Annotated in this window: 21 protein-coding genes; 6 read left to right on the top strand and 15 right to left on the bottom strand. The window is 73.3% G+C overall.

Features of this window, described 5'->3' with window-relative positions:
* The first annotated feature begins 32 nt into the window (after positions 1-32).
* Complete coding sequence (locus FSW04_RS15785; protein ID WP_146920930.1) at positions 33-1,160, top strand: adenylate/guanylate cyclase domain-containing protein; 1,128 nt, start codon at positions 33-35, stop codon at positions 1,158-1,160.
* On the opposite strand, the gene FSW04_RS15780 is transcribed toward FSW04_RS15785, so the two are convergent.
* The 3 genes from FSW04_RS15780 to FSW04_RS15770 all read right to left on the bottom strand — a co-directional run bounded on the left by FSW04_RS15780 (position 1,099) and on the right by FSW04_RS15770 (position 4,002).
* On the bottom strand, positions 1,099-2,346 hold the full coding sequence (locus FSW04_RS15780; protein ID WP_146920928.1) for an MFS transporter: 1,248 nt from the start codon (positions 2,344-2,346) through the stop codon (positions 1,099-1,101). The genes FSW04_RS15785 and FSW04_RS15780 overlap by 62 nt on opposite strands.
* A gap of 8 nt (positions 2,347-2,354) precedes the next feature.
* On the bottom strand, positions 2,355-3,110 hold the full coding sequence (locus tag FSW04_RS15775; protein WP_146920926.1) for a YebC/PmpR family DNA-binding transcriptional regulator: 756 nt from the start codon (positions 3,108-3,110) through the stop codon (positions 2,355-2,357).
* A gap of 163 nt (positions 3,111-3,273) precedes the next feature.
* Entirely contained in the window at positions 3,274-4,002 is a 729-nt protein-coding gene (locus tag FSW04_RS15770) for a sugar phosphate nucleotidyltransferase (RefSeq protein WP_146920924.1), read from the bottom strand.
* A 60-nt stretch (positions 4,003-4,062) separates the two neighbouring features.
* Between FSW04_RS15770 and FSW04_RS15765 the strand changes: the two genes are divergently transcribed.
* The gene (locus FSW04_RS15765; protein WP_146920921.1) at positions 4,063-5,442 is read left to right on the top strand and encodes a phosphomannomutase/phosphoglucomutase; all 1,380 of its coding nucleotides are present in this window, start codon (positions 4,063-4,065) and stop codon (positions 5,440-5,442) included.
* 25 nt (positions 5,443-5,467) lie between these two features.
* The gene (locus FSW04_RS15760; RefSeq protein ID WP_146920919.1) at positions 5,468-6,445 is read left to right on the top strand and encodes an MBL fold metallo-hydrolase; all 978 of its coding nucleotides are present in this window, start codon (positions 5,468-5,470) and stop codon (positions 6,443-6,445) included.
* Here the strand turns inward: FSW04_RS15760 and FSW04_RS15755 are convergent, their stop codons facing one another.
* A complete protein-coding gene (locus tag FSW04_RS15755) occupies positions 6,446-7,450 on the bottom strand; it encodes a glycosyltransferase family 4 protein (protein ID WP_187368833.1) in 1,005 nt (334 codons plus the stop codon).
* Positions 7,451-7,452: 2 nt separating this feature from the next.
* Positions 7,453-7,899 (bottom strand): RpiB/LacA/LacB family sugar-phosphate isomerase, encoded by a 447-nt coding sequence (locus tag FSW04_RS15750; protein ID WP_146920915.1) that lies wholly within the window; start codon positions 7,897-7,899, stop codon positions 7,453-7,455.
* A 59-nt stretch (positions 7,900-7,958) separates the two neighbouring features.
* On the opposite strand from FSW04_RS15750, the gene FSW04_RS15745 reads away from it, so the two are divergent.
* Together FSW04_RS15745 and FSW04_RS15740 are read left to right on the top strand one after the other, a co-directional pair.
* Positions 7,959-9,365 carry a hypothetical protein gene (locus FSW04_RS15745; protein ID WP_146920912.1) on the top strand — a complete coding sequence of 469 codons (1,407 nt, stop codon included), beginning with the start codon at positions 7,959-7,961 and terminating at the stop codon, positions 9,363-9,365.
* 207 nt (positions 9,366-9,572) lie between these two features.
* On the top strand, positions 9,573-10,679 hold the full coding sequence (locus FSW04_RS15740) for a sensor histidine kinase (protein WP_187368832.1): 1,107 nt from the start codon (positions 9,573-9,575) through the stop codon (positions 10,677-10,679).
* Here FSW04_RS15740 and FSW04_RS15735 read toward each other — a convergent pair.
* The 3 genes from FSW04_RS15735 to FSW04_RS15725 are packed head-to-tail and all read right to left on the bottom strand — an operon-like array spanning position 10,651 to position 13,882.
* Complete coding sequence (locus tag FSW04_RS15735; protein ID WP_146923777.1) at positions 10,651-11,526, bottom strand: ABC transporter permease; 876 nt, start codon at positions 11,524-11,526, stop codon at positions 10,651-10,653. The two genes, FSW04_RS15740 and FSW04_RS15735, sit on opposite strands and share 29 nt — an antisense overlap.
* 6 nt (positions 11,527-11,532) lie before the next feature.
* Positions 11,533-12,735 carry a polyamine ABC transporter substrate-binding protein gene (locus FSW04_RS15730; RefSeq protein WP_146920907.1) on the bottom strand — a complete coding sequence of 401 codons (1,203 nt, stop codon included), beginning with the start codon at positions 12,733-12,735 and terminating at the stop codon, positions 11,533-11,535.
* Positions 12,728-13,882: an ABC transporter ATP-binding protein gene (locus tag FSW04_RS15725; protein WP_146920905.1), complete on the bottom strand. Its 1,155-nt coding sequence runs from the start codon at positions 13,880-13,882 to the stop codon at positions 12,728-12,730. The genes FSW04_RS15730 and FSW04_RS15725 overlap by 8 nt, the downstream gene beginning before the upstream one ends.
* 166 nt (positions 13,883-14,048) lie before the next feature.
* On the opposite strand from FSW04_RS15725, the gene FSW04_RS15720 reads away from it, so the two are divergent.
* Positions 14,049-14,900: a chromosome partitioning protein ParB gene (locus tag FSW04_RS15720; RefSeq protein WP_146920903.1), complete on the top strand. Its 852-nt coding sequence runs from the start codon at positions 14,049-14,051 to the stop codon at positions 14,898-14,900.
* On the opposite strand, the gene FSW04_RS15715 is transcribed toward FSW04_RS15720, so the two are convergent.
* The 7 genes from FSW04_RS15715 to serC form a co-directional block, all read right to left on the bottom strand.
* Entirely contained in the window at positions 14,897-16,132 is a 1,236-nt protein-coding gene (locus FSW04_RS15715) for an ABC transporter ATP-binding protein (RefSeq protein WP_146920901.1), read from the bottom strand. The genes FSW04_RS15720 and FSW04_RS15715 overlap by 4 nt on opposite strands.
* Before the next feature lie 22 nt (positions 16,133-16,154).
* Positions 16,155-16,994, bottom strand: a complete 840-nt coding sequence (locus FSW04_RS15710) for a carbohydrate ABC transporter permease (RefSeq protein ID WP_146920898.1) — start codon at positions 16,992-16,994, stop codon at positions 16,155-16,157.
* 1 nt (position 16,995) lies between these two features.
* Positions 16,996-17,943, bottom strand: coding sequence for a carbohydrate ABC transporter permease (locus FSW04_RS15705; RefSeq protein WP_228430496.1), 948 nt, complete (start codon positions 17,941-17,943; stop codon positions 16,996-16,998).
* On the bottom strand, positions 17,940-19,181 hold the full coding sequence (locus tag FSW04_RS15700) for an extracellular solute-binding protein (RefSeq protein WP_187368831.1): 1,242 nt from the start codon (positions 19,179-19,181) through the stop codon (positions 17,940-17,942). The genes FSW04_RS15705 and FSW04_RS15700 overlap by 4 nt, the downstream gene beginning before the upstream one ends.
* A 116-nt stretch (positions 19,182-19,297) precedes the next feature.
* Positions 19,298-20,788 (bottom strand): alpha-amylase family glycosyl hydrolase, encoded by a 1,491-nt coding sequence (locus tag FSW04_RS15695; RefSeq protein ID WP_146920894.1) that lies wholly within the window; start codon positions 20,786-20,788, stop codon positions 19,298-19,300.
* 76 nt (positions 20,789-20,864) lie between these two features.
* Positions 20,865-22,466: a phosphoglycerate dehydrogenase gene (serA, locus tag FSW04_RS15690; protein ID WP_146920892.1), complete on the bottom strand. Its 1,602-nt coding sequence runs from the start codon at positions 22,464-22,466 to the stop codon at positions 20,865-20,867.
* Complete coding sequence (gene serC, locus FSW04_RS15685; RefSeq protein ID WP_146920890.1) at positions 22,463-23,590, bottom strand: phosphoserine transaminase; 1,128 nt, start codon at positions 23,588-23,590, stop codon at positions 22,463-22,465. The genes serA and serC overlap by 4 nt, the downstream gene beginning before the upstream one ends.
* Between the last annotated feature and the right edge of the window lie 13 nt (positions 23,591-23,603).

Here is a 23,603-nt window from a genome sequence, read left to right as displayed (position 1 = left end):
CCTGGGCGATCTCGTCCGTAGGGTTAGCGGGCGTGGACGCGGCGATCGACTTCGAGGGCGAGGGCTTCTACGAGGGCCTGGACGCGGCGGCGGCCGCCGAGCGCCGGGAGCTGCTGGCCTGGCTGCAGGACCAGGGGTTCTCCCCCGACGAGCTGCGCCGCGCACAGCGCCGCGGGCTGCTGCTGTTCCTGGCCGCCGAGCGCGAGGTGGGCGGCGAGCCGCGCTACACCGCCCAGGAGGTCGCCGACCTCTCGGGCGCGGACCCCGAGCTACTGACCCGGCTGCGGCGCGCCCACGGCCTGCCGCTTCCCGAGGCCGACGCCGTCGAGCTCAGCGAGCTCGACCTCGAGAGCGCGGCGATGTCACGCCGCTTCGCCGCGATCGGCCTGACCGAGGAGCAGATGGTCGGCACGACGCGCGTCATCGGCCGCAGCCTGGCCACCGCGGCGGCCGCGATGCGCGCGGTGATGCTCGAGACGGTGCTCGAGCCCGGAACCAGCGAGCGCGAGCTGGCGGAGCGCTATGCGGCCGGGGTGCACCAGGTCATGCCGCTCGTCGGCCCGATGGTCCAGCAGATGATGCGCATGCACCTGCGCAACATGCTGCAGAGCGAGGCCCTCGGCGCGTCGGAGCGGGCCTCGGGGACGCTGCCGGGCGCGCGCGACACGACCGTCGCGTTCGCCGACCTGGTCGGCTTCACCCGGCTGGGCGAGGAGGTCCCGGCCGAGGACCTCGGCCTCGTCGCCGAGCGCCTGTTCTCCATCGCGCGCGAGCTCGTCGAGCCGCCCGTGCGCCTCGTCAAGACGATCGGCGACGCGGTCCTGCTGACGGCGGCCGAGCCGGCCGACCTCGTGCGCACCTCGCTGGACCTCGTCGAGGCCACGGAGACCGCGGGCGCCGGCGGCGACTTCCCGCAGGTGCGCGTCGGGCTGGCCCATGGACCCGCCGTGGCCCGCGGCGGCGACGTCTTCGGCCGGGCCGTCAACCTCTCCAGCCGCGTGACCGGCATCGCGCGCGCGGGCAGCGTGCTCGCCACCCGGGAGGTGCGCGACGCCGCGCGCGACGAGTTCGCCTGGTCGGCCGCGCACGCGCGGCGGATCAAGGGGCTGCCGGATCCGGTGCCGCTGTATCGCGCACGGCGCCTCGCGGCAGGTTCCTGACCGCCGGCACCGACAGGCACAGCACGGCGGCGAGGATCCCCAGCGCGGTCATCCCGGCCAGCGTCTCGTGGATCCCGATCGCGTCGCTCACCGGCCCGGCGACGATCACGCCGAGCGGGATCATGCCCGCGCTGGCCGCGTAGTCGTAGCTCGTCACGCGCGAGATCGAGGTCTCGGGGATGTGCTCCTGCAGCGAGGTCTCCCAGAGCGTGAAGAAGCCCGAGACGCCGATGGCCGAACAGAACTCGACCGCCGCGATGGCCGCGATCGGCAGGCCGCTGCCGATGATCGCCGCCTGGCAGGAGGCGACCCCCAGGCCCATCGCCGCGGTGCGCAGCGCGAAGCGCGGGCGGAACCGCAGCAGGAGGAAGTCCGAGACGAACGAGCCCAGGCCGAACGCCGTGACGATCACCGCCCACGACGTCGCGCCGTCCAGCTCGTCCTCCATGAGCACGGGCCCGAGCACGAAGATCGAGGGCAGCACGATGACGTGGTAGACGACCATGGCCAGCAGGAACGACCACACCCACGTGCGGGCGCGCACCTCGTGCCAGCCCCCGGCGAGGTCGGCGATGAACGGCTCGGGCACCTCGCCGCGGACCACCTCGCGGGGCCGCAGCGCCAGCAGGCAGGCGACGGAGACCAGGAACGTGCCGGCGTCGACGATGAGCGCCGTGCCCTCCCCCGCCAGCGCCACGAGCAGGCCGCCGAGCACCGGGCCGACGATCGACCCGGTCGACATGGACATCGACCGCAGCGCGTTGGCGGGCTGGAGGTGGTGGGGCTGGTCGATCGTCTGCGGCATCAGGCCGCCCATCGCCGGCGCGAAGAACGCGTCGGCCGCCCCGAACACCGCGGTCAGCGCCGCGAGGTGCCAGACCTCGGCGTGGCCGGAGACCAGCAGGACGCCGGCCGCCAGCTGCGTGCCCATCCGCACGAGGTCGGAGACCACCATGATCCGCTGCCGGCGCATCCGGTCGGCGATCACGCCCCCGATGAGCCCGAGCACGATGAACGGCAGGAAGCCGGCGGCGGCCACGATCCCGACGTCGGTCGTCGAGCCGCCGATCGACAGCACCGCGAACGGCAGGACCACCATCGTGATCCGGTCGCCGACGACCGAGAGCGCCTGGCCGGCGAACAGCAGACGGAACTGGCGCTCCTCGCGGAGCGCCGCAGGCAGCATGGCCGGCGCTAGGAGGCGGCCATGAGGCGCTCGAGGACGTCGGCGTCGACGTCGAAGTTCGCGTGCACCGCGTCGACGTCGTCGTTGTCCTCCAGCGCGTCGATGAGGCGCAGAAGCTTGGCGGCGGTGTCCTCGTCGACGGGCACGAGCACCTTGGGCCGCTGCGTGACCTCGGCGTTCTGGATCTCGACCTCGGCGTCCTCGAGCGCCCTGCGCACGGCGGTGAGGTCGGACGGCTCGGTGATGATCTCCCAGGCGTCGTCCTCGCGCGAGATGTCCTCGGCGCCGGCGTCGATGGCGACCATGAGGTCGTCCTCGCCGTAGCGGTCGCCGTCGACGACGACGACGCCCTTCTTGTCGAAGTTGTAGGCCACCGATCCCGGCTCGCCGAGCGAGCCGTTGCCCTTGGCGAGCAGGTGGCGCACGTCGGCGCCCGTGCGATTGCGGTTGTCGGTCACGGCCTCGATGAGCAGCGCGACGCCGCCGGGGCCGTAGCCCTCGTAGAGGATCGTCTCCAGCGCCGCGGCGTCGGCGCCCGCGCCGGTGCCCTTGGCGATCGCGCGCTCGATGTTGTCCTTGGGCATCGACGCGTCCCGGGCCTTCTGCACGGCCAGCGCGAGCGACGGGTTGCCCTCGATGTCGCCGCCTCCCTCCTTGGCCGCGACGGTCACCGCCCGCGCCAGCTTCGTGAAGAGCTTGCCGCGGCGGGAGTCGACGACCGCCTTCTTGTGCTTGATCGAGGCCCACTTGGAATGTCCGGACATACGCCTCGGATTCTAGAGGCCGCCGCTGAAGTCGCCGATGCATCGGCTGATGACGAGAGCAGTTCGAGCGCTGGGCCAAGGGGCCGTCGGACCGCGCCCGCCTGCTCGTGCCCGAGCTGCACACCTCGCGCTCGGCCTGGCGCCGGCGCGCGCGTGGCCCGGGTCAGTCCCCGGGCCACGTCTTCCACGGCGCGGCCCCCGAGGTCCACAGGTCGTCGAGCTCGACCGCGTCCTTGTAGGTGTCCAGGCAGTCCCAGAAGCCCTCATGGCGGAACGCGCGCAGGCGGCCCTCGGCGGCCAGCGCCTCCAGCGGCCCGCGCTCGAGGACGCTGTCGGGCGCCAGGCGCCCCAGCACGGCGCGGTCCAGGACGAAGAAGCCGCCGTTGATCCAGTGCTCGGAGCGCGGCTTCTCGACGAAGCCCGTCACCCGGCCGTCGGCGGTCAGCTCGGTCACGCCGAACTGCAGCCGGGGCCGAACGACGGTCATCGTCGCCAGGGCGCCATGCCCGGCGTGGAAGGCCAGCAGGGCCCGCAGGTCGACGTCGGACACGCCGTCGGCGTAGGTCGCGCAGAGCACCGGGGCGTCGCCGAGGTGCGCGCCCGCAGCGGCCAGGCGGCCGCCCGTCGGCGTGTGCTCCCCCGTGTCCACGCAGCGGACGCGGACCCCGGGCGGCCAGTCGCAGCCCGTCACGAAGGCCTCGATCTGCTCGCCCAGGTAGCCCGTGCAGAGGACGAAGTCGGCGAAGCCCGCCTGCGCGTACAGGCGGACGACGTGCCAGACGATCGGGCGGCCGCCGATCTCCACCAGCGGCTTCGGGATCGTGCGCGTGTGCTCCTGCAGCCGGGTCCCGCGCCCGCCGCAGAGGATCGCCACCGGTGGGGTCGGCTCCATGCGGGGCGCAAGGATGACCGACCGGCGGCCCCGGCGCCCGGTGCCTAGGATTGGCGGTCCATGAACGTCGCTTCCGAGATCTTCAAGGCCTACGACATCCGCGGCATCCACGGCGAGCAGCTGGGGCCCGACGCGGCCGAGCTCATCGGGCGCGCCTTCGTCCGCGTCATCGCCGGCCTGCAGGGCAAGCCCGCCTCCGCGCTGCGTCTCGGTCTGGGCCGCGACATGCGCCTGTCGGCCCCGGAGATGGCCGCGCGCTACCGCGACGGGATGGTCGCCGAGGGCGCCGACGTCGTCGATGCCGGCCAGGTCGGCACCGAGATGTTGTACTTCCTGGTCGGGTCGCGGGGCCTGGACGGCGGGCTCATGTGCACCGCCTCGCACAACCCGAAGGCCTACACGGGCGTCAAGCTCGTCAAGCAGGGATCGATCGCGTTGAGCGGCGACGAGGGCATCGACGACATCCGCCGCCTCGTCCAGGAGGGCCTCGGCGAGCCGGCCGGGCAGCCGGGCTCCGTGGAGGAGGTCGAGATCTACGAGGAGTTCCAGGCCGCGGCGCTGGAGGCCATCGACCCGGCCAAGGTCAAGCCGCTGAAGGTCGTCGTCGACGGCGGCAACGGCATGGCCGGCCCGATGGCCGGGCCGATCCTGCGCGGGCTGGGCCTGGATCTCGTCGAGACCTACTTCACGCCCGACGGCAACTTCCCCGACCACGAGCCCAACCCGCTCCTGGAGGAGAACCGGCGGTTCATCATGGACAAGGTCGTCGCCGAGGGCGCCGACCTGGGCATCGCGTGGGACGGCGACGCCGACCGCTGCTTCTTCATCGACGACACGGGCCGCTTCGTCGACGGGGACTTCCTGACCGCGATCCTCGCCGAGCACCTGCTCGCCAAGAAGCCCGGCAGCCACATCCTCTACGACGCCCGCGCGTCGCGGGCGGTGCCCGACACCGTGACCGCCGCCGGCGGCACGCCGCACATCAACCGCGTCGGCCACGCCTACTTCAAGACGCGCATGCGCGACGAGGGCGCGATCTTCGGCGGCGAGGTCAGCGGCCACTACTACTTCCACGACTTCTACAACGCCGACAGCGGCACGCTGCCGGCGTTGCTCATCCTGGAGAAGCTGTCGGTCGAGGGCCTCAAGCTCAGCGAGCTGCTGCAGCGCTACCGCGACACGTACTTCATCTCGGGCGAGATCAACTCCGAGGTCGCCGACGGGCCGGCCAAGATGGCCGAGCTCGAGGAGCACTACGGCTCCCTGCCCGGCGCCACGGTGACCCACGTCGACGGCGTGTCGGTCGACTTCGACGACTGGCACTTCAACGTGCGGCCCTCCAACACCGAGCCGCTGCTGCGCCTCACGCTCGAGTCGCTGGTCTCCGAGGCCGACATGGAGGCGCGCCGCGACGAGGTGCTGGGGCGCATCCGGTCCTGAGCGGCCGCATCGTAGGGTGGTGTGGATGGCCGGCACCGTGCACCTGATCCCCGTGCCCACCCCGTTCGCGGTCGGCAACGTCAACTGCTACCTCGTCGACGACGACCCGCTCACGCTCGTCGACACCGGCCCGAACTCGGGCACGGCGCTGACCGCGCTGGAGCAGGGGCTGGCCGGCCACGGCCGGCGGGTGGAGGACCTCGAGCGCATCGTGCTCACCCACCAGCACATCGACCACATCGGCCTGGCCCAGATCCTCGCCGACCGCTCGGGCGCCGAGGTGTGGACGCTGGCCGCGCTGGCGCCCTGGCTGGCGGCCTACGGGCAGGAGATGGAGGCCGACGACGTCTTCGCCGAGTCGCTCATGCTCCGCCACGGCGTCCCGAAGGACGTCGCGATCGCGCTGCGCGCCATCGTCAGCCAGGTGCGCGCCTGGGGCAATGCGGTGCGCGTCACCCATCTCCTGCAGGACGGCGACGTGCTGGCCTTCGCCGGGCGCAGCTGGACCGCGCACCACCGTCCCGGGCACTCGCCGTCGGACACCGTCTTCCACGACGAGGCCTCCGGCGAGCTCATCGCCGGCGACCACCTCATCCGCCACATCTCGTCGAACCCGACGATCTCGCGGCCGCTGGACGGCAGCACGCCCAAGCGCCACCCGCGCACGCTGATCGGCTACCTGGACTCCCTGCGCGCGACCGCCGCGATGGACCTCACCGTCCTGCTGCCCGGCCACGGCGAGCCGTTCACGGAGTACCGCGCGCTCATCGACGACCGCATCGCGATGCACGAGCGCCGCGCGGAGAAGATCGCCGCGATGGTCGCCGAGCACGGGCCGCTCAGCGCCTACGACATCGCCCAGCGGATGTGGGGCAACGTGGCGCTGACCCAGGCCTACCTCACGCTCTCCGAGGTCCTGGGGCACATCGACCTGCTCCTGGACCGCGGCCAGGTCGCCGAGGACGAGCAGGACGGCGTCGTGCGCTTCTCGGCCCCGGCCTGATCACGCCAGGCCGCGCAGCAGCGCGTCGACGGCGCGGGCCGTCGCGTCCCACGTCAGCGGCGCCGCGCGCGGCGGCCCCGCCGCCCGCCACGGGGCCGGGTCGTCGAGCGCGCGCTCCAGCGCGCCGGCCAGCGCCTCGGGGTCGGTCGGGTCCACGAGCTGGGCGGCGTCCCCGCAGACCTCGGGCAGCGCGCCGCGGTCGGCGGCCACCACGGGCACCCCGGCGGCCAGCGCCTCCAGTGCGGTCAGGCCGAAGCCCTCGTAGAGCGAGGGCAGCACGAACGCGGCCGCCCCCGCATACAGGCCGGGCAGCAGCGCGTCGTCGACGTGGCCGAGGGCGCGCACCCCGGACACGGGCGTCGCGCCGCGGAACTGCGGGCGGTCGCCGCCGGCGGCGACGAGCTGGACGCCGCGGCGCGCGAGCCGCTCGGCGGCGGGCTCCAGCGCGGCGAGGTTCTTGCGGGCGGTGCGGCTGGCGACCGTCAGAACGTAGGGCTGGGAGGCCAGGCCCAGCGCCGCGCGGGCGGCGGGCACGTCGGCGGCCGGGGTGAAGCGCCCGTCGACGCCGCCATGCACCACCCGGACGCGCTCGGGCGCGACCCCGAGCAGCTCGACGACCTCGTCGCGCGAGAACGCCGACGGCGTGATGACGAGCCGGGCCCGGCGTGCGATGCGCGGCAGCACGGTGCGCTGCCAGCGCACGTAGAGGTCGGAGTACCAGCCGGGCTCGCGCAGCGCCGCGACGTCGTGGATGACCACGACGGTGCGCCGGCCCGCCAGCGGGGCGAGGTTGGCCGGGCACAGGAGCACGTCGGCGCGGCGCAGCGGCAGCCAGAGCTGCTCCCAGGCGTGGCCGGGCCGGTGGGCCAGCGCGGCGGGCGGGCGGGCGACGCGGTAGCGCCCGGGGTCCAGCGCGGGCAGGCGCGCGCTGAGCTCGCGCGCCCAGCGCTCGACGCCGCCGAGCTCGGGCCGCGCCGCGGCCCGGGCGTCGATGAGGACCCGCACGCTCAGCGGGCCTCGAGGTCGGCGAGGTGCGCGACGTTGGCCCGGTCGCCGGCGTCGGCGCTGGGGCCCGCGGCGAACCACGCGTCGAGGATCTCGCCGAGCTGGGCGGCCGACGTCGCGCGCAGCGAGAGCGCCAGGACGTTGGCGTCGTTCCAGCGCCGGGCGCCCTCGGCGGTGACCGCGTCGGCGCACAGCGCCGCGCGGATCCCGGCGACCTTGTTGGCGGCGATGGACGCGCCCGTGCCCGTCCAGCAGCACACCACGGCCTGGTCGGCGCGGCCGCCGGCCACGTCGCGCGCGGCGGCCTCGCTGCACCAGGCCCAGTCGTCGCGGCCGGCCTCGGCCAGGGCGCCGTGGGCGGCGACGACGTCGTGCCCGCGCCGGGCCAGCTCGGCGGCCAGGTCCCCGGCGATCCCGGTGCGCTCGTCGGCGGCGATCGCGATCCGCATCGCGTCCCAGTATGACCGGGCGACCGAAACCTCCGGCCCCCGCCGACCGTTGACCGGGTGTGCGCCGCCTCCCCCTCGCCCTCGCGCTCGCCGCCCTCCTGCCCGGCGCGATCGCGGGCGCCGCGGGCGCCGCGACGTGGTCGGCGCCGCAGACGGTCTCCCAGGTCCCCCACACCTTCGCCGGGCCGCTGGGCACCACGGTCGCCGGCGACGGCTCGCTGCTGGCCTTCTGGCCCTGGCAGGACGGCCTCGGCGCGCAGGCCACCGTCGGCGCGGCGATCGCCGACCGCCCCGAGCTGCCCGGCTTCGGCCCCGGGCAGCCCCCCACCTCCGCGTTCGGCCTCGAGCTCCGGGCGCCGGCCACGCTGCTCGACGTGGCCGCCGACGGCCGCTCGCGCATGCTCGCGCTCGCCCAGGTCCCGGCCGGCGGCAGCGGACCGGGCGGCGCCCGGCGGGTGCGCCTGCAGATCTCGGCCGGCACGGTGGCCGGCGGCTTCGGCGCGCCGCGGACCCTGGTCACGGGCGCCGTCGTCTACCGCCCGCAGCTCGCGGTGGGCGCCGACGGCACCGCGCTCGTGGCCTGGATCGAGATCACGCGCACCGCGGCCGGGGCGGTGCGCCGCGTGGTCCGGGTCGCCGAGCGCCGGCCGGGCGGCAGGTTCGGCGCGCCGTCCACGCTCTCGGGCCGCGGCCGCGCCGACACGCTGGCCGTCGCCGTCTCGGGTCGGGGCGACGAGGCCGTGGCCTTCGTCCGCGAGGGGCGGCTGCTGGCGCGGCTGCGGCGCCACGGCCACGGCTGGGGGTCGGTCGCCGGGCTCGCCCGCGCCGACGGCGCCACGACGTGGGAGCTGACCGCGGCGGCCGACGCCCGTGGGCAGATGCGCGTCGTGTGGCGCCGACACCAGCGCTCGCGCAGCGGCGTGGCCGCCCGGCGCTCGCTCGAGGGCACCTGGGCGCCCGTCGGGCGCTTCACGTTCAGGCCCGCCCAGGTCCTCGAGCCCGACGGCGTCCGCGAGACGTCGCTGGCCCCGACGCCCGGCGGGTGGCCGGTGGCCTACGCCGTCGACACCCCCGCCGGGGCGCGGCCCGTGCTGCGCGTCACCCCGGCCGGCCAGGGCTTCGGCGCGCCCCGGTACCCCGCGCGCGCCCAGAGCGGCCTGCGCGACGTCGTGCTGACCTGGTCGCCCGTCGGCGGCATCGTCGTGGCCTGGGTCCAACCCGTCGCCGGCCAGGACGGCGACGGTCTCGTGCGGGCCGCGGCCGACGACGCGGGGGTCCCCGACGCGCCGTTCGGTCCCGTCGAGGACGCCTCGCCCGCGGAGGCCGCCCACGAGGTGCGGCTCGGCGCCGACGGCCGTGCGGGCCAGCCCGTCGCGGTCTGGACGGCGCGCCCGCAGGGCACGGGACCGGGCATCCCGACGGCCGACGTCCACACCGTGGTGCGCAGCGCCGTGCGGCTGCCGTGACGGATGTCACGGGCGATCCCGGACGCACGGCACTGGCGCCGCGGGGGCCCGCCGCGCAGCATCCGGGGCATGCACAGCGCCCGGAGGGTTGCGACGGCCGTGAGGGCCCGACTGGACGGATGTCCGTCTCAAGCTGACGGATCACCCCCGGACAGGCACCATGTGGGCGTGAGCGCCACGCCCACACCCGTTGGTGAGCCTTTGCTCGTGGTCCCGCGCCGTGGGCGATGGGCCGTGCTGAGCGGGCTGATCTTCTTCGTCGCCCCCGGCCTGGGGCTCGTCGGCAACGCCGAAGGCCCGCGCCTGGGGGGCGGGCTCGCGGCGCTCGCGCTGTTCGTCCTGGCCTACTGCCGGCTCATGATCGGCGGCGGCTGGCCCGGCCCGCCGGCGGATGCCGAGGACCGTCCCGCGGTCTCCGGCGTGCTGGTCCTCGTCGCCCTCACCGGCGTGCTCATCGCGATCGGGACCACCGACTGGGCCGGCATGTGGTGCTTCGTGGCCGCCGCCACGGGGCTGCGCATCGAGCGCCGCCAGGCCTTCCCGGCCCTGTTCGCCGTCGGTGCGGCGGCCGCGGGGACCGAGGCGCTGAACACCTCCGACGCGGCGACGATCGTCTCCCTGTTCATCGTGGCGGTCGGCGTCGGGATGCTCACCGCCGGCTTCCGGCGCCTGCGCGTCGTCAACGTCGAGCTCGGCCAGGCCCGGGATGAGATCGGCCGCCTCGCCGTCGCCGACGAGCGCCTGCGCTTCGCCCGAGACCTGCACGACCTGCTCGGCCACTCGCTGTCGGTCGTGGCCCTCAAGAGCGAGCTGGCCGCCCGCCTGATCGACGAGCACCCCGACCAGGCCGCCGCGCACGTGCGCGACATCGAGGCCGTCTCGCGCCGCGCCCTGGCCGAGGTCCGCGACGCCGTCGCCGGCTACCGCCGCCCGCTGCTGTCGGCCGAGCTGGCCGGCGCGCGCTCGACGCTGGCCGCCGCGGGCATCGAGGTCGAGGCCGGCCCGGCACCGGAGGGCGAGCTGCCGCCCGACGCCGAGGCCGTGCTGGCCTGGGCGGTCCGCGAGGGCGCCACGAACGTCCTGCGCCACGCCGACGCCCACCGCGTGCGCATCAGCGTCGCGGTCGATGACCGCGACGCCGCGCTGGAGCTCGTCGACGACGGCTGCGGCGCGCCGGCCGGCGGCGCCGACGGCACGGGCCTGGCCGGCCTGGCCGAGCGCGTGGCCCGCGTGCGCGGACGCATGGACGCCGCGCCCGGCGCGACGGGCGGCTTCCGCCTGGCCGTCACGGTCCCGCTGGAGGCCGCCTCGTGATCCGCGTGCTGGTGGCCGAGGACCAGGCGATGGTCCGCGGGGCGCTGGCCTCGCTGCTGGCGCTGGAGGGCGACCTGGACGTCGTGGCCCAGGTGGCCCGCGGCGACGAGGTGCTGCCCGCCGCCCGCGACGCCGCGCCCCACGTCGTGCCCAGCAGGGCGGCGTTGATGAAGTCGCCGCAGGCCGGGATGAAGGTCAGCAGCGACCCGGCGAAGATGCCCGGCAGTGCGAGCGGGAGCGTCACTCGGCGGAACGCGGTCGCCCGCGAGGCGTAGAGGTCGGTGGCGGCCTCGATGAGCCGGCGGTCGATCTTCTCCAGGGACACGTACAGCGGCAGCGCCATGAACGGCAGGAAGTTGTAGGTGATACCGGCGACGACGGCCGGGGTGGTCGCCAGCAGGCGCCCGTTGGCACCGACGAGGCCGAGGTCGCGGAAGCGGTGCACGACCCAGCCGTTGTCGTTGAGGATGAGCTGCCAGGAGACCGTGCGCAGCACGTAGGAGGTGAAGAACGGCAGGACGATCAGCAGGAGCATCAGGTTCTTCCACCGGCCGGCCTTGTAGGCGATGAAGTAGGCCAGCGGGAACGCGATGACGAGGTCGAGGATCGTGGCGGCGCCGGCGAAGAGCACCGAGCGGCCGAACTGGGTCCCGTAGTCCGAGACGGCGTGGGTGTAGGTCGCGAAGTGCCACTGCAGCGTGTACCCCTGCTCCGGGTTGCCGGTCATGAGCGACACGCCGGCCTGGTTCACCAGGGGGATCGCGAAGAAGATGACCAGCCACAGCAGACCCGGCCCGAGGAAGAGGTAGGGCAGCAGGCTGCGGCGGCGGCGCAGGCTGAGGCGCAGCACGGCTCAGGCCCCCGTCACGTCGGCCATCGCCGACTGCATCGCCCGCTCGTCGGCCGGGTTCAGCGCCGGGTAGGCCTTCAGCCGCGCGCGAACGTCGTCGGGCGGGAAGATCAGCGGGTTGTTGGCCAGCTTGGGATCCGTGCGCTCCAGCGCCTGCCGCGCCCCCTGCACCGGGCTGATGTAGTTGACATAGGCCGCGACCTTCGCGGCCACCTGAGGCTCGTAGTAGTAGTTCATGAGCACCTCGGCGGCGTAGGGGTGGGCGAGGTGCTTGGGCATCATCATGTTGTCGGTGAACAGCATGGCGCCCTCCTTCGGGAAGACGAACTCCAGCGCGGGGTTGTCGGCCTGCAGCTGCACCAGGTCGCCGGAGTAGGCGACCGCGACCCACACGTTGCCCTTGGCCAGGTCGGTCGTGTAGTCGTTGCCCGTGAACCGGCGGATCTGGCCGGCGTCCTTGGCCTGCTTGATCTTCTCGATCGCCTTGAGGATGTCGGCCAGCTTGGCCGTGGAGGCGTCGACGCCCATGCCCAGCAGCACCAGGCAGGCGCTGTCGTAGGGCTCGGAGAGCATGGTGACCCGCCCCTTGAACGCCGGGTCGAACAGGTCGTTGACGCTCTCGAGCCTGCGGCCGGTGCGGCGCGGGTCGTAGCCGATGCCGGTGCCGCCCGACTGCCAGGGCAGCGTGAAGGTGCGCCCGGGGTCGTAGTTGATCGACCGCAGGTTGGAGACCAGGTTCTTGATGTTGGGGATGTTGGCCTTGTCCAGCGGCTCGCAGTAGCCGTCGCGGACCCAGCGCGCCGCCATGTAGTCGGTCAGGGTCACGATGTCGCGCCCGATGGCCTGGCCCTGGGCGAGCTGCTGGCGGACCTTGCCGAAGAACTCGAAGTTGTCGTTGATCTCCTCGACGTAGCGCACCTTGGCGTGGTAGCGGACGTCGAAGGCCTTCAGCGTCTTCTTGTCGATGTACAGCGGCCAGTTGGCCCACTCGATGTCGGAGATCGCTGTCCGCGGATGGCGCACGGTCACCGGCTTGGAGGCGTTGACGCCGCGCGCGGCCTCGCCCTCGATGCTGCAGCCCGTCAGCGCGGCCAGGCCGCTCAGGGCCAGCCCCGCCGCGCCCGCGCGGCCCAGGAAGCGCCGGCGCGTGGCGCCCTCCTCGAACAGCAGGCGCTCCAGGGCGCGCTCGACCCCGGGCTCAGGCATCGCGGGCCACGACGAACGTGTGGCCGGGATCCCAGGTCAGCAGGACCTCTTGCCCCACGCCCAGCGCCTGGGGCTGATGGCCCTCCCGGTTGGGCGCGATGACCGTCAGCTCCTCGCCGCCCGGGGCCAGGACCACGTACTGGATGGAGACGCCGAGGAACGACGCGACGCTCACCACGCCGCGCAGCGCGTTGCGCCCCGGCGGGGCGCCGTCGGCGGCCGCGACGAGGTCGATCTTCTCGGGCCGCACGCCGATCCGCACGCCGTCGCCGGCCGTCTCGGCCATCCGGTCGCAGGGCACGCGGACCGTGCCGTCCTCGGTCTGCACCGTCGCGAGCTGTGACCCGCGCTCGAGCACCTTGCCGTCCACGAGGTTGGACACGCCGAGGAAGTTGGCGACGAACGCGGTGCGCGGACGCTCGTAGAGCTCCTCGGCCGAGCCGGCCTGCTCGATGCGCCCGTGGTTCATGACCGCGATGGTGTCGGCCATGCTCATGGCCTCCTCCTGGTCGTGGGTCACGTGCACGAACGTGATGCCGACGTCCTGCTGGATGCGCTTGAGCTCGAGCTGCAGCTGCTTGCGCAGCCGGAGGTCCAGGGCGCCCAGCGGCTCGTCGAGCAGGAGCGCGCGCGGGCGGTTGACGAGGGCGCGGGCCAGCGCGACGCGCTGCTGCTGACCGCCCGACAGCTGCCCCGGGCGGCGCCGGGCCAGCGGCCCGCGCTGGACCATCTCCAGCGTCTCGGCGACGCGGCGCCTGACCTCGGCCCGGTCGACCTTGCGGCGCTCGAGCCCGAAGGCCACGTTGCGCTCGACGTTGAGGTGCGGGAAGAGGGCGTAGGACTGAAAGACGGTGTTGACGTCGCGCCGGTAGGGCGGCAGGTCGGTCACCGCCTGGCCGCCGAGGTACACGACGCCCGCGGTCGGGTCCTCGAACCCGCCGATCATGCGCAGGGTCGTGGTCTTCCCGCAGCCCGACGGGCCGAGCAGCGCGTAGAACGCGCCCCGCTCGATCGACAGGGTGAGTTCGTCGACCGCCACGGCGTCCCCGAAGCGCTTCGTCACCCCTTCGAGACGGATGTCCGCCGTCTCCGCGGTGCCCCGGACATCGCGCTCGCCGTCGAGCGCGTCGATCGGTGTCCCCTGCATGCTCCCCTCCTGGCCTCCCCCGGTGCCGACGCACCCTAGGCAGGCCTGCGCCATCCCGCAACCGGAGTTCCGCCATCGCGGAGCAGATCTCACCCCCGGGTTGGCCGGGGCGGCAGAGCGGGCCGGCCGGCGACGGCCCGCTTCCGGCAGCCGGTACCGTGCAGGTGTGCCTCCGCGGAGCACCGGACTGGCGGGCGCGGACGCCCAGGACGACTTCCTGCGCGCCCGTCGCCGGCTCGCGCTCTCGCGGCTGCGCCGCTGGCTGCGCCGGGAGCCCGGCGACATCGACCACATCCTGCCCTTCGACGAGGTCGTGACCGCCCTCGGGCGCCTCCAGGAGCGCGACACGGGCCTGAAGGTCGTCCCCCTGGATGCGATCGTCGGCACCGTCGACCGGCCGAAGGGCTTCGACCGCCACTTCCGCCCGACCACGCCGCACGTCCGTGCCCGCTGGGAGCGCATCGCGACGGCGATGCGCCGCGGCGAGGAGATGCCGCCCGTCGACCTGTACAAGGTGGGCGACGTCTACTTCGTCCGCGACGGCCACCATCGCGTCTCGGTGTCACGCACGCTCGGGCTCGACGTGATCGAGGCCCACGTGGTCGAGGTCCTCACGCGCGTCGGCGCGGGCAGCGACCTCCTGCGCGCCGACCTGCCGCTCAAGAGCCACGAGCGGATCTTCTTCGAGCGAGTGCCGCTGCCCGACCACGCCCGGGGCCGCGTGCGCCCCAGCGACCCGTGGGACTTCGCGGTCCTGGCCGAGGCCATCGAGGCCTGGGGCTGGCGCTGGACCCAGGAGCACGAGCAGACCATGGACCGCCGGGAGCTCGCGCGCCGCTGGTACGAGGAGGAGTACATCCCCGTGGTCACCATGCTGCGCGACGCCGACATGCTCGGCGACGGCAGCGAGGCCGACGCCTACCTGCGCGTCGGCGGCGAGCGCTACCGGCTGCTGCGCACGCACGCGTGGAACGAGGACGTCCTCGCCCTGCTGCGCGCGGCGCGGCGCGGCTCCTAGGTCGTGGTCTCGGCGGAGGCGGGCTGCTCGGCGGCCGGCGCGGGCGCCGGCGCGCCCTCGTGGCCCAGGCTCTGGCCGTTCTCGGTGTCGAAGATGTGCAGCTTCTCGGTGTCCATCCAGAAGCGCCCGCGGGTGCCCTTGCGCACCGTCGTGTCCGGGCTGAGCCGCGCCACGACCTGCGAGGTCCCGGCCCCCGGGACGTCCGTGGCGCCCGTGTCGGCCGCGATCTCGTCGAGCTCGGCCGCCTTGGCGATCTCGCCCTCCAGCCGGATGTAGGCGTAGACCTCGGAGCCCATCGACTCCGTCAGCTCGACGTCGGCCTCGAACTCGTGGCCGCCCGTCCGGTTCTGGCGGCGGGCGACCTCGGCGTCCTCGAAGGACTCCGGGCGCAGGCCCGCGATGACCCGCTTGCCGCCCGCCGAGCGGGCCGCGCCGCGCAGGCGCTCAGGCAGTGGAACGTCGCCGAACGGCGTGGCGAGCGACTCGCCCTTCAGCTCGGCGGCGAAGAAGTTCATCGCCGGCGAGCCGATGAACCCGGCGACGAACAGGTTGACCGGCGACTCGTACAGGTTGCGCGGCGTGTCGACCTGCTGCAGCCGGCCGGCGCGCATGACCGCGACGCGGTCGCCGAGGGTCATGGCCTCGGTCTGGTCGTGCGTCACGTACACCGTGGTCGTCCCGAGGCGCTGCTGGATGCGCGAGACCTCCGTGCGCATCTGCACGCGCAGCTTGGCGTCCAGGTTCGACAGCGGCTCGTCCATGAGGAACGCCGACGGCTCGCGGACGATCGCCCGGCCCATCGCCACGCGCTGGCGCTGGCCGCCCGACAGGTTGGCCGGCTTGCGGTCCAGGTGCTGGGAGAGGTCCAGGATCTGGGCCGCCTCCTCCACCTTGGCGTTGCGCTGGGCCTTGTCGACCCCGGCGAGCTCGAGCGCGAAGCCCATGTTCTCGCGCACGGTCATGTGCGGGTACAGCGCGTAGGACTGGAAGACCATCGCGATGTCGCGGTCCTTGGGCGCCTTCTCGTTGACGACCTGGTCGCCGATCCGCAGCTCGCCCTCGGAGATGTCCTCCAGGCCGGCGATCATCCGCAGGGCGGTGGACTTCCCGCAGCCCGACGGGCCGACGAGGATCATGAACTCGCCGTCGGCGATGTCCAGGTTGAGGTCGTGCACGGCCTCGAAGCCGTCCGGATAGCGCTTGGTGATGTGCTGCAGCTTGATGCCGGCCATGTGATGGTTCCTCCTGGTCGGGCTAGCCCTTGACCGCGCCGGCCGTGAGGCCCGCGACGATCCGGCGCTGGAAGATGAGGACGAAGACGATGATCGGGACCGTGACGAGGACCGCCGCCGCGGCGATGTTGCCGGTCGGCGACGTGAACTGCGACTCGCCGGTGAAGAAGGCGATCGCCGCCGGGACGGTGCGCGACGCGTTGGACGAGGTGAGCGAGATCGCGAACACGAAGTCGTTCCACGCGAAGATGAACACGAGGATCGCGGCCGTGAACACGCCGGGCGCGGCGAGCGGGAAGATGATCCGCCGGAACGCCTGGAACGGTGTCGCCCCGTCGACCTGGGCTGCCTCCTCGAGGTCCCAGGGGATCTCTCTGAAGAACGCCACCAGGATGTAGATGGCCAACGGGAGCGCGAACGTCAGGTACGGGATGATCAGGCCCGGGTACGTGTCGTAGAGGCCGAGCGTGCGCCACATGTCGAACAGCGGCCCGACGACCGAGATCGGCGGGAACATCGACACCGCCAGCGCGCCGCCCAGGACCAGCGCCTTGCCCGGGAAGTCCAGGCGGGCGATGGCGTAGGCGGCCAGCGACGCGAGCGCCACCGCGATGACGGTGGCGATCAGCGCGATGAGGATCGAGTTGATCAGCGGGCGCAGCAGCGGGCTGTCGAACCCGCCGCTGAACAGGCCCTTGTAGTTGTCGAACGTCCACTTCTTGGGGATGAGCCGCCCGTCGCCGACCGTCGCCGGGGTCTTGAACGACAGGGAGACGATCCACAGGACCGGGAACATCGCCGCGACGAACACCACCGCGATCGCGATCGACCACCTCGTGTATTCACCCGTGCCATGGCGCATGTCAGTCCTCCTGTCCTCCGCCCTTGGGCACGGTGGTGCCGAACCCCTTGACGAACGCGAACGCGATGAGCAGCACGATGAGGAAGATCAGGACCGAGACCGCCGATCCGAGCCCGAGGTTCAGGCGCGAGAGCAGCTGCTGGTAGCCCACGATCGACACCGACTCGGTGTTCTGCGCGCCCTTGGTCATGATGAAGATCGAGTCGAAGACCCGGAACGCGTCGAGCGTGCGGAACAGCAGCGCGACGAGCAGGGCCGGCTTGAGCAGCGGCAGCGTGATGCGCGTGAACCGCTGCCAGGCCGATGCGCCGTCGACGCGGGCCGCCTCGTAGAGGCTCTCGTCGATCGTCGCCAGGCCGGCCAGGAGCAGCAGCGCCATGAACGGCGTCGTCTTCCAGACCTCGGCCATGATGATCACCGCGAAGGAGCTGAAGCGCCCGCCGAACCAGGCCTTGTTGTCGGCGATGAGCGGCAGGTGGTTGACGAAGCCGCTGCCCGGGTCGAACGCGTAGAACCAGGCGAACGCGGCGACGACGGTCACGATGCCGTAGGGGATCAGCACCGACGTGCGCACGAGCCCGCGACCGAAGATGGCGCGGTGCATGATCAGCGCCACGGCCATGCCGATGACGAGCTCGATGGCGACGGAGATCACCGTGATGAACGCCGTGTTGAACACGGACTGCCACCACAGGCTCGAGCCGAGCACCGTGATGTAGTTGCTCAGGCCGACGAAGCCGCCCTCGGCGGGGAACCGGAGGTCCTTCTTCTGCAGCGACAGGATGATCGCGTAGACGATCGGATAGGCGGTGACGAGGAGCATCATCACCACGGCCGGCGCGCAGAGCATCAGCCCGAGCTTGCGCTCGGCGCGCGTCTTCTCGGTCAGCTTCCCCTTGCCCGACGGCGCCGTGCCGGGGACGACGTCGGTGGCGGCGGTCGAGCTCACAGCAGGCCCTTTCGGTCGACCGCCTGTTGGACCTTGTCCTTGAGCTTGCTGTAGGCGGCCTTCGGGTTGTTGGGGTCGATGCTGGTCACGGGGTGCAGCGCCTCCTGGATGGCCAGCGAGAGGTCCTGGTAGGCCGGTGACTCCGACGGCCGCGGCGCGGCGTCCTGGATCGACTGCTTGATGAGGTCGGCGAAGCCCGGGTAGACGTCCTTGTTCAGCGCGGGCTGGTCGTAGACGGAGGCGTCGACCGGCGGCAGGCCGCCCAGCTTGGCGATGTTGAGCTGGTTGGCCGGCTGGATGAGGCACTTGACCGCCGCAAAGGCCGCCGCCTGGTGGTGGGAGTAGGCCGAGACCGCGATGTTGATGCCGCCCAGCGGGGGCTTGCTCGGCCGGCCCGGGTCCACCTGCGGGAACTTGGCGGCGGCGATCTGCTTGAACACCGCCGGGGCGTTGGACTTCGCCGACGGGTAGACGAACGGGTAGTTGATCATGAAGGCCGAGCTGCCGGACTCGAAGCCCAGGCGGGCCGTGTCCTCCGTCGACGTGTCGATGTTCGGGGCGTGCTCGGGCGAGCGGCCCAGGCGGCCCATCAGCGCCAGCGCCTTCTCCGTCTTGGCCTCGTCGAGCGCGATCTTCTCCGGGCCGGCGAGGATCGACGTGCCCGCCGAGGCGATCATCGCGTTGGCCCACACGACGAGGCCCTCGTACTTGTTGGCCTGGACCTGGATCTGCCCCTTGGCGGGCCCGAGCTTGGACGCCATCTGCAGCATCTCGTCCCAGGTCTTGGGTGCCGTCGGCACGCGGTCCTTGCGGTACCACAGCAGCTGGGTGTTGGACCAGATCGGCACGGCGTAGAGCTTGTTCTCGAACTTGGCCGTGTTCAGCACGCTCGGGAAGTCGCTCTTCGTGGCGTCCTGGAGGTCGGCCGGCACCGGCTCGATCCAGCCCGCGTTGGCGAACTCGCCGGTCCATACGACGTCGAGGCCGAGCAGGTCCAGCGAGGAGTCCTTGGCGCCGAGCCGGCGCACGAGCTGCTCGCGCTGCGAGTCGGCCTGCGAGGGCAGGTACTGGAACTTGATCGTGTACTGCCCGTCGGAGGCGGCCGAGCACTTCTTGGCCGCGGCCTGCACGCCGCCGCTGGGCTCGTTGAAGATGAACCAGTTCAGGGTCACCCGGCCCGAGCTGCTGCCCCCTCCCCCGCAGGCGGCCACCGCGAACATCGACGTAGCGACGGCCATGGCCCCGAAGACCCTCCTCCTCCACATGCGCGCACCCTACCCCCACGACACGTTTTGTAACCGATGCCACGAACCTTGCGCGAGACTCAGGAAACCTGAGTGTTCGCGGGAGCGCCTCAGTGACGCGGGACTGCGGCGAGGAAGCCCTCGCCGGGGGCCAGCGAGGTGGGCGCCCCGCCACCCTTGACGTGGTGCGTGTGGCGCACCAGATCGCCGGCGGCGGGCGCCGGCTGCGTCGTCGCACCGAGGTTCAGCGCGACGAGATGGCCGCCCCGTGAGAACGCCACGACGTCCTCGGCGACACCGTGGCGCACCAGCTCGACCGGGCCCTGCAGGCGGCGACGCGCGGCGATCAGGTCGCGGTAGAGGTGCAGCAGCGACCCCGGGTCGCGCTCCTGGTCGGCGACGTTGCGCCGGGCCGGGTCGTCGGCCGGCATCCACGGGATCGCCGTGCTGAAGCCTCCGCCGGGCGTGGCGTCCCACGGCATGGGGTGGCGGAAGCCGTCGCGGCCGTGGCGGTCGTCGGGGCCCCGGCCCAGCGGGTCGTGGGCGCGCCCCGGTCCGTCGGCCATCCCGACCTCGTCGCCCTGGTAGACGAACGCGGCCCCCGGCAGGGTGAGCAGGAGCAGCGCGGCGGCGCGGATGTTGGCCTCGCCCACGCGCGTGGGCAGGCGCGGGAAGTCGTGGTTGGACAGCACCCACGCCGCGCGGCCCTCGGGCAGGACCTGCGCCTCGTCCAGCGCGTGGCGCACCGACCGCGCGTCCCATGGGCTGTGGAACAGCTCGAAGGAGAACGCGGCGTCGAGGTGCTCGAGGTAGGGCGCGAGCCCCGAGGAGGGCAGGTAGACCTCGCCGACCAGGTACGCCGGGCCGACCGCCTCGCGCAGCGTCGCCAGCGCCACGCCGACGTCGGGGGCGTTGCGCGAGTGGACCTGGCGCAGCGCGGCGTTGTCGGGGCTGACCTCGGGCAGCGCCGGCGGGCTGTCGGGCGTGCGCGGCGGATCGTCGCGCCGCTGCGGGTCCTTGAGCAGGCGGTCCAGCGCGTCGAGCCGGAAGCCGTCGACCCCGCGGTCCAGCCAGAAGCCCAGCGCGGCGCCGAACGCCGCGCCCACGGCGGGGTTCCGCCAGTCCAGGTCGGGCTGCTCGGGGTAGAAGGAGTGCAGGTACCAGCCGCGCCCGTGTGGGTCGCGCGACCACGCCGGGCCGCCGAAGGCCTGGCGCCAGCCGTTCTGGGGCCCGTCGCGGTCCGACCACACGTAGTAGTCGGGATGCTCGGTGAACCACGGGTGCTCGATCGACGTGTGGCACGGCACGGCGTCGAAGAGCACCTGCAGGCCGAGCTGGTGGGCCCGGGCGATGAGACGGTCGGCGTCCGCGAGCGTCCCGAAGCGCGGGTCGATCCCGGTGTAGTCGGCGCCGTCGTAGCCGCCGTCGGCCATCGGCGACGGGTAGACGGGCGACAGCCACACCGCGTCGGCGCCCAGCGCCGCGATGTGGCCGAGGCGCTGCGTGATCCCGGCCAGGTCCCCCTCGCCGTCGCCGTCGGCGTCCTGGAAGGAGCGAGGGTAGACCTGGTAGACGACCGGGTCGGGCCTCAGCGCGTTCATGGCCGCCACCGCCTCGCGAACCGGCTGCGCGAGGTCGCGACCGGAACCCGAGCCCGCTGGGCGCGGCGTTCCGCCATCAGAGCGTGATGGCGTGCCCGTCCTGGAACCCGTCGGAGGCCACCATCCCCGCCACGACGTCGCGCGGCACCGCCGCGTCGGTCGTGACGACCATGACGGCCTCGTGCGGCGCGCCGTCGGCGAGGTCGTCCCGACGGCCCACGGCGGCCGACACGATGTTGACCCCGGCCTCGCCGAAGGCCGTGCCGATGCGGCCGATCATGCCCGGGCGGTCCTCGTAGCGGAAGATCGCCAGGTGCTCCTCGAGTTGGACGTCGAAGCGCTGACCCCAGGCCTCGAGGAGGTGGCGGCGGTTGCGGCGGCCGAACGTGGTGCCGACGACGCGCTCGGCACGGTCCCCGGAGCGCACGGTCACGCGGACGAGGTTCTCGAAGTCGCGCGCGCTGCTGTTGCGCGACTCGACGACCTGGATGCCCCGCTCCTCGGCCACGGCCGGGGCGTTGACGACGTTGACGTCCTCCTCCGTGTGGCCCTGCAGGACGCCGAGCAGCGTCGCGGTGCCCAGCGGGCGCGTGTCGCGGTCGGCGATGCGCCCGAGCAGCTCGACCTCGACGCGGTCGACGGAGGACCCGGCGACCAGCGTGACGGCCAGGCGGCCCAGCGCGGTGCACAGCGGCACGTAGGGCCCGAGCACCTCGAGGTCCTCGGCCTTGATCGCGGGCACGTTGACCGCCGTGGTCACCGCGCCGCCGGTCAGCGCCGCGACGACCTGCTCGGCGGCCTGGAAGCCCGCGCGGTCGGTCGCCTCGGCGGTCGAGGCGCCCAGGTGCGGGGTGACGATGACGTTGTCGCGCCCGAAGAGCGGGTGCTCGGTGACCGGCTCGGAGCGGAAGACGTCCAGCGCCGCGCCCCCGACCTTGCCCGAGTCCAGCGCGGCCTCGAGGTCGGCGTCGACGATGAGCGGGCCGCGGGCGACGTTGAGCACGCGCACCCCGTCCTTGCACTTGGCCAGCGCCTCGGCGTCGAGCCAGCCCTCGGTCTCCGGGGTCTTGGGCAGGTGCAGGGTGATGAAGTCGGCCTCGGCGTAGATCGCGTCGGAGTCCTCGGCCTTCGCGACCCCGAGCTCCTTGTAGCGCTCGGCCGACACGAACGGGTCGTAGGCCAGGATCCGCATGCCGAACGCGCGGGCGCGCTGGGCGACCAGCTGGCCGATGCGGCCGAAGCCCAGGATGCCGAGCGTCTTGCCGTCGAGCTCGACGCCCGACCACTTGGAGCGCTCCCACTTGCCCTGGACCAGCGCGGCGTGGGCCTGCGGCACGTTGCGCGCGAGCGCGAGCAGCAGCGCCATCGTGTGCTCCGCCGCGGTGACGACGTTGGACTCGGGCGCGTTGGCCACCACGATGCCGCGCTTGGTGGCGGCGGGCACGTCGACGTTGTCGACGCCGACGCCGGCGCGGCCGATGGCCTTCAGGTTGGTCGCGCGCCCGATGAGGTCGGCCGTGACCTGGGTGGCCGACCGGATGAGCAGCCCGTCGTAGTCGCCGATGCGGGCCTCGAGGTCGAAGCCGTCGGCGTCGAAGGCGGTGTCGACGTCGAAGTGGCGGCGCAGCAGGTCGATGCCGCTGGCGCCGATCTTCTCGGCCACGAGCACGCGGGTCATGCGGTCTGCTCCACGACGAAGTCGATGCACGCCGTCAGCGCCTGGACGTCGGCGGGCTCGATCGCCGGGAACATCGCGATGCGCAGCTGGTTGCGGCCGAGCTTGCGGTAGGGCTCGGTGTCGACGATGCCGTTGGCGCGCAGCGTGGCGGCCACAGCGGCGGCGTCGACGCCCTCCTCGAAGTCGATCGTGCCGACGACGAGCGAGCGCTTGGCCGCGTCGGCCACGAACGGCGTCGCGAAGGACGACGCCTCCGCCCAGCCGTAGAGGTGGTCCGAGGACGCGGTCGTGCGCCCCACGCACCAGTCCAGGCCGCCATTGCCGTTCATCCAGTCCAGCTGGGCCTCGAGCAGGATGAGCGTGCCGAGCGCGGGCGTGTTGTAGGTCTGGTCCTTGAGCGAGTTGTCCAGCGCCGTGGTCAGCGACAGGAACTCGGGGATCCAGCGGTCGCCGCGGGCCGCGACCTCGGCGATGCGCTCCTGGGCGGCCGGGCTGAGCAGCGCGAGCCACAGTCCGCCGTCGGAGGCGAAGCACTTCTGCGGCGCGAAGTAGTACACGTCGCTGTCGGCCACGTCGACGGGCAGCCCGCCGGCGCCCGAGGTCGCGTCGATGAGCACGAGCGCATCGCCGGGCGGCCGGCTCACGGGCACCATGACGCCCGTCGAGGTCTCGTTGTGGGCCCAGGCGACGGCGTCGACGCCGGCCTCGCCGGCGGGCGCCGGCGCGTCGCCCGCGTCGGCCTTGAGCACCGTCGGCTCGCCGAGGAACGGCGCGCCGGCGACGACGGAGGCGAACTTGTTGGAGAACTCGCCGAAGCTCAGGTGCAGCGAGCGCTCCCGGATGAGCCCGGCCGCGGCCGCGTCCCAGAACGCCGTGGTGCCGCCGTTGCCCAGCGCGACGACGTAGCCGTCGGGCAGCGAGAAGAGGTCGGCCAGGCCGCCGCGGACGCGTCCGACCAGTTCGCGGACGGACTTCTGACGGTGCGAGGTGCCCAGGAGATGGGCCTGCGCGCCGGCCAGGCGCTGCAGCTGCTCCGGACGGACCTTGGACGGTCCGCAGCCGAAGCGGCCGTCGGCGGGCTTCAGGGCTTCCGGGATGGTGAGCGTCGTCGCGCTCGTCGTCATGGGGCTCCTCGGG

The sequence above is a fragment of the Baekduia soli genome (genome assembly GCF_007970665.1).
GTDB classification, from domain to species: Bacteria; Actinomycetota; Thermoleophilia; order Solirubrobacterales; family Solirubrobacteraceae; genus Baekduia; species Baekduia soli.
Note: the sequence above shows the minus strand (reverse complement) of the source record. Positions and strands in the feature narration are given on the sequence as shown.

What these genes read in the sequence shown, in the direction of transcription:
- FSW04_RS15780 (WP_146920928.1), bottom strand. Translation starts at nt 2,346, where the DNA reads ATGCTGCCTGCGGCGCTCCGCGAGGAGCGCCAGTTCCGTCTGCTGTTC.
- FSW04_RS15775 (WP_146920926.1), bottom strand. Translation starts at nt 3,110, where the DNA reads ATGTCCGGACATTCCAAGTGGGCCTCGATCAAGCACAAGAAGGCGGTC.
- FSW04_RS15770 (WP_146920924.1), bottom strand. Translation starts at nt 4,002, where the DNA reads ATGGAGCCGACCCCACCGGTGGCGATCCTCTGCGGCGGGCGCGGGACC.
- FSW04_RS15765 (WP_146920921.1), top strand. Translation starts at nt 4,063, where the DNA reads ATGAACGTCGCTTCCGAGATCTTCAAGGCCTACGACATCCGCGGCATC.
- FSW04_RS15760 (WP_146920919.1), top strand. Translation starts at nt 5,468, where the DNA reads ATGGCCGGCACCGTGCACCTGATCCCCGTGCCCACCCCGTTCGCGGTC.
- FSW04_RS15750 (WP_146920915.1), bottom strand. Translation starts at nt 7,899, where the DNA reads ATGCGGATCGCGATCGCCGCCGACGAGCGCACCGGGATCGCCGGGGAC.
- FSW04_RS15730 (WP_146920907.1), bottom strand. Translation starts at nt 12,735, where the DNA reads ATGCCTGAGCCCGGGGTCGAGCGCGCCCTGGAGCGCCTGCTGTTCGAG.
- FSW04_RS15725 (WP_146920905.1), bottom strand. Translation starts at nt 13,882, where the DNA reads ATGCAGGGGACACCGATCGACGCGCTCGACGGCGAGCGCGATGTCCGG.
- FSW04_RS15715 (WP_146920901.1), bottom strand. Translation starts at nt 16,132, where the DNA reads ATGGCCGGCATCAAGCTGCAGCACATCACCAAGCGCTATCCGGACGGC.
- FSW04_RS15710 (WP_146920898.1), bottom strand. Translation starts at nt 16,994, where the DNA reads ATGCGCCATGGCACGGGTGAATACACGAGGTGGTCGATCGCGATCGCG.
- FSW04_RS15700 (WP_187368831.1), bottom strand. Translation starts at nt 19,181, where the DNA reads ATGGCCGTCGCTACGTCGATGTTCGCGGTGGCCGCCTGCGGGGGAGGG.
- FSW04_RS15695 (WP_146920894.1), bottom strand. Translation starts at nt 20,788, where the DNA reads ATGAACGCGCTGAGGCCCGACCCGGTCGTCTACCAGGTCTACCCTCGC.
- serA (WP_146920892.1), bottom strand. Translation starts at nt 22,466, where the DNA reads ATGACCCGCGTGCTCGTGGCCGAGAAGATCGGCGCCAGCGGCATCGAC.
- serC (WP_146920890.1), bottom strand. Translation starts at nt 23,590, where the DNA reads ATGACGACGAGCGCGACGACGCTCACCATCCCGGAAGCCCTGAAGCCC.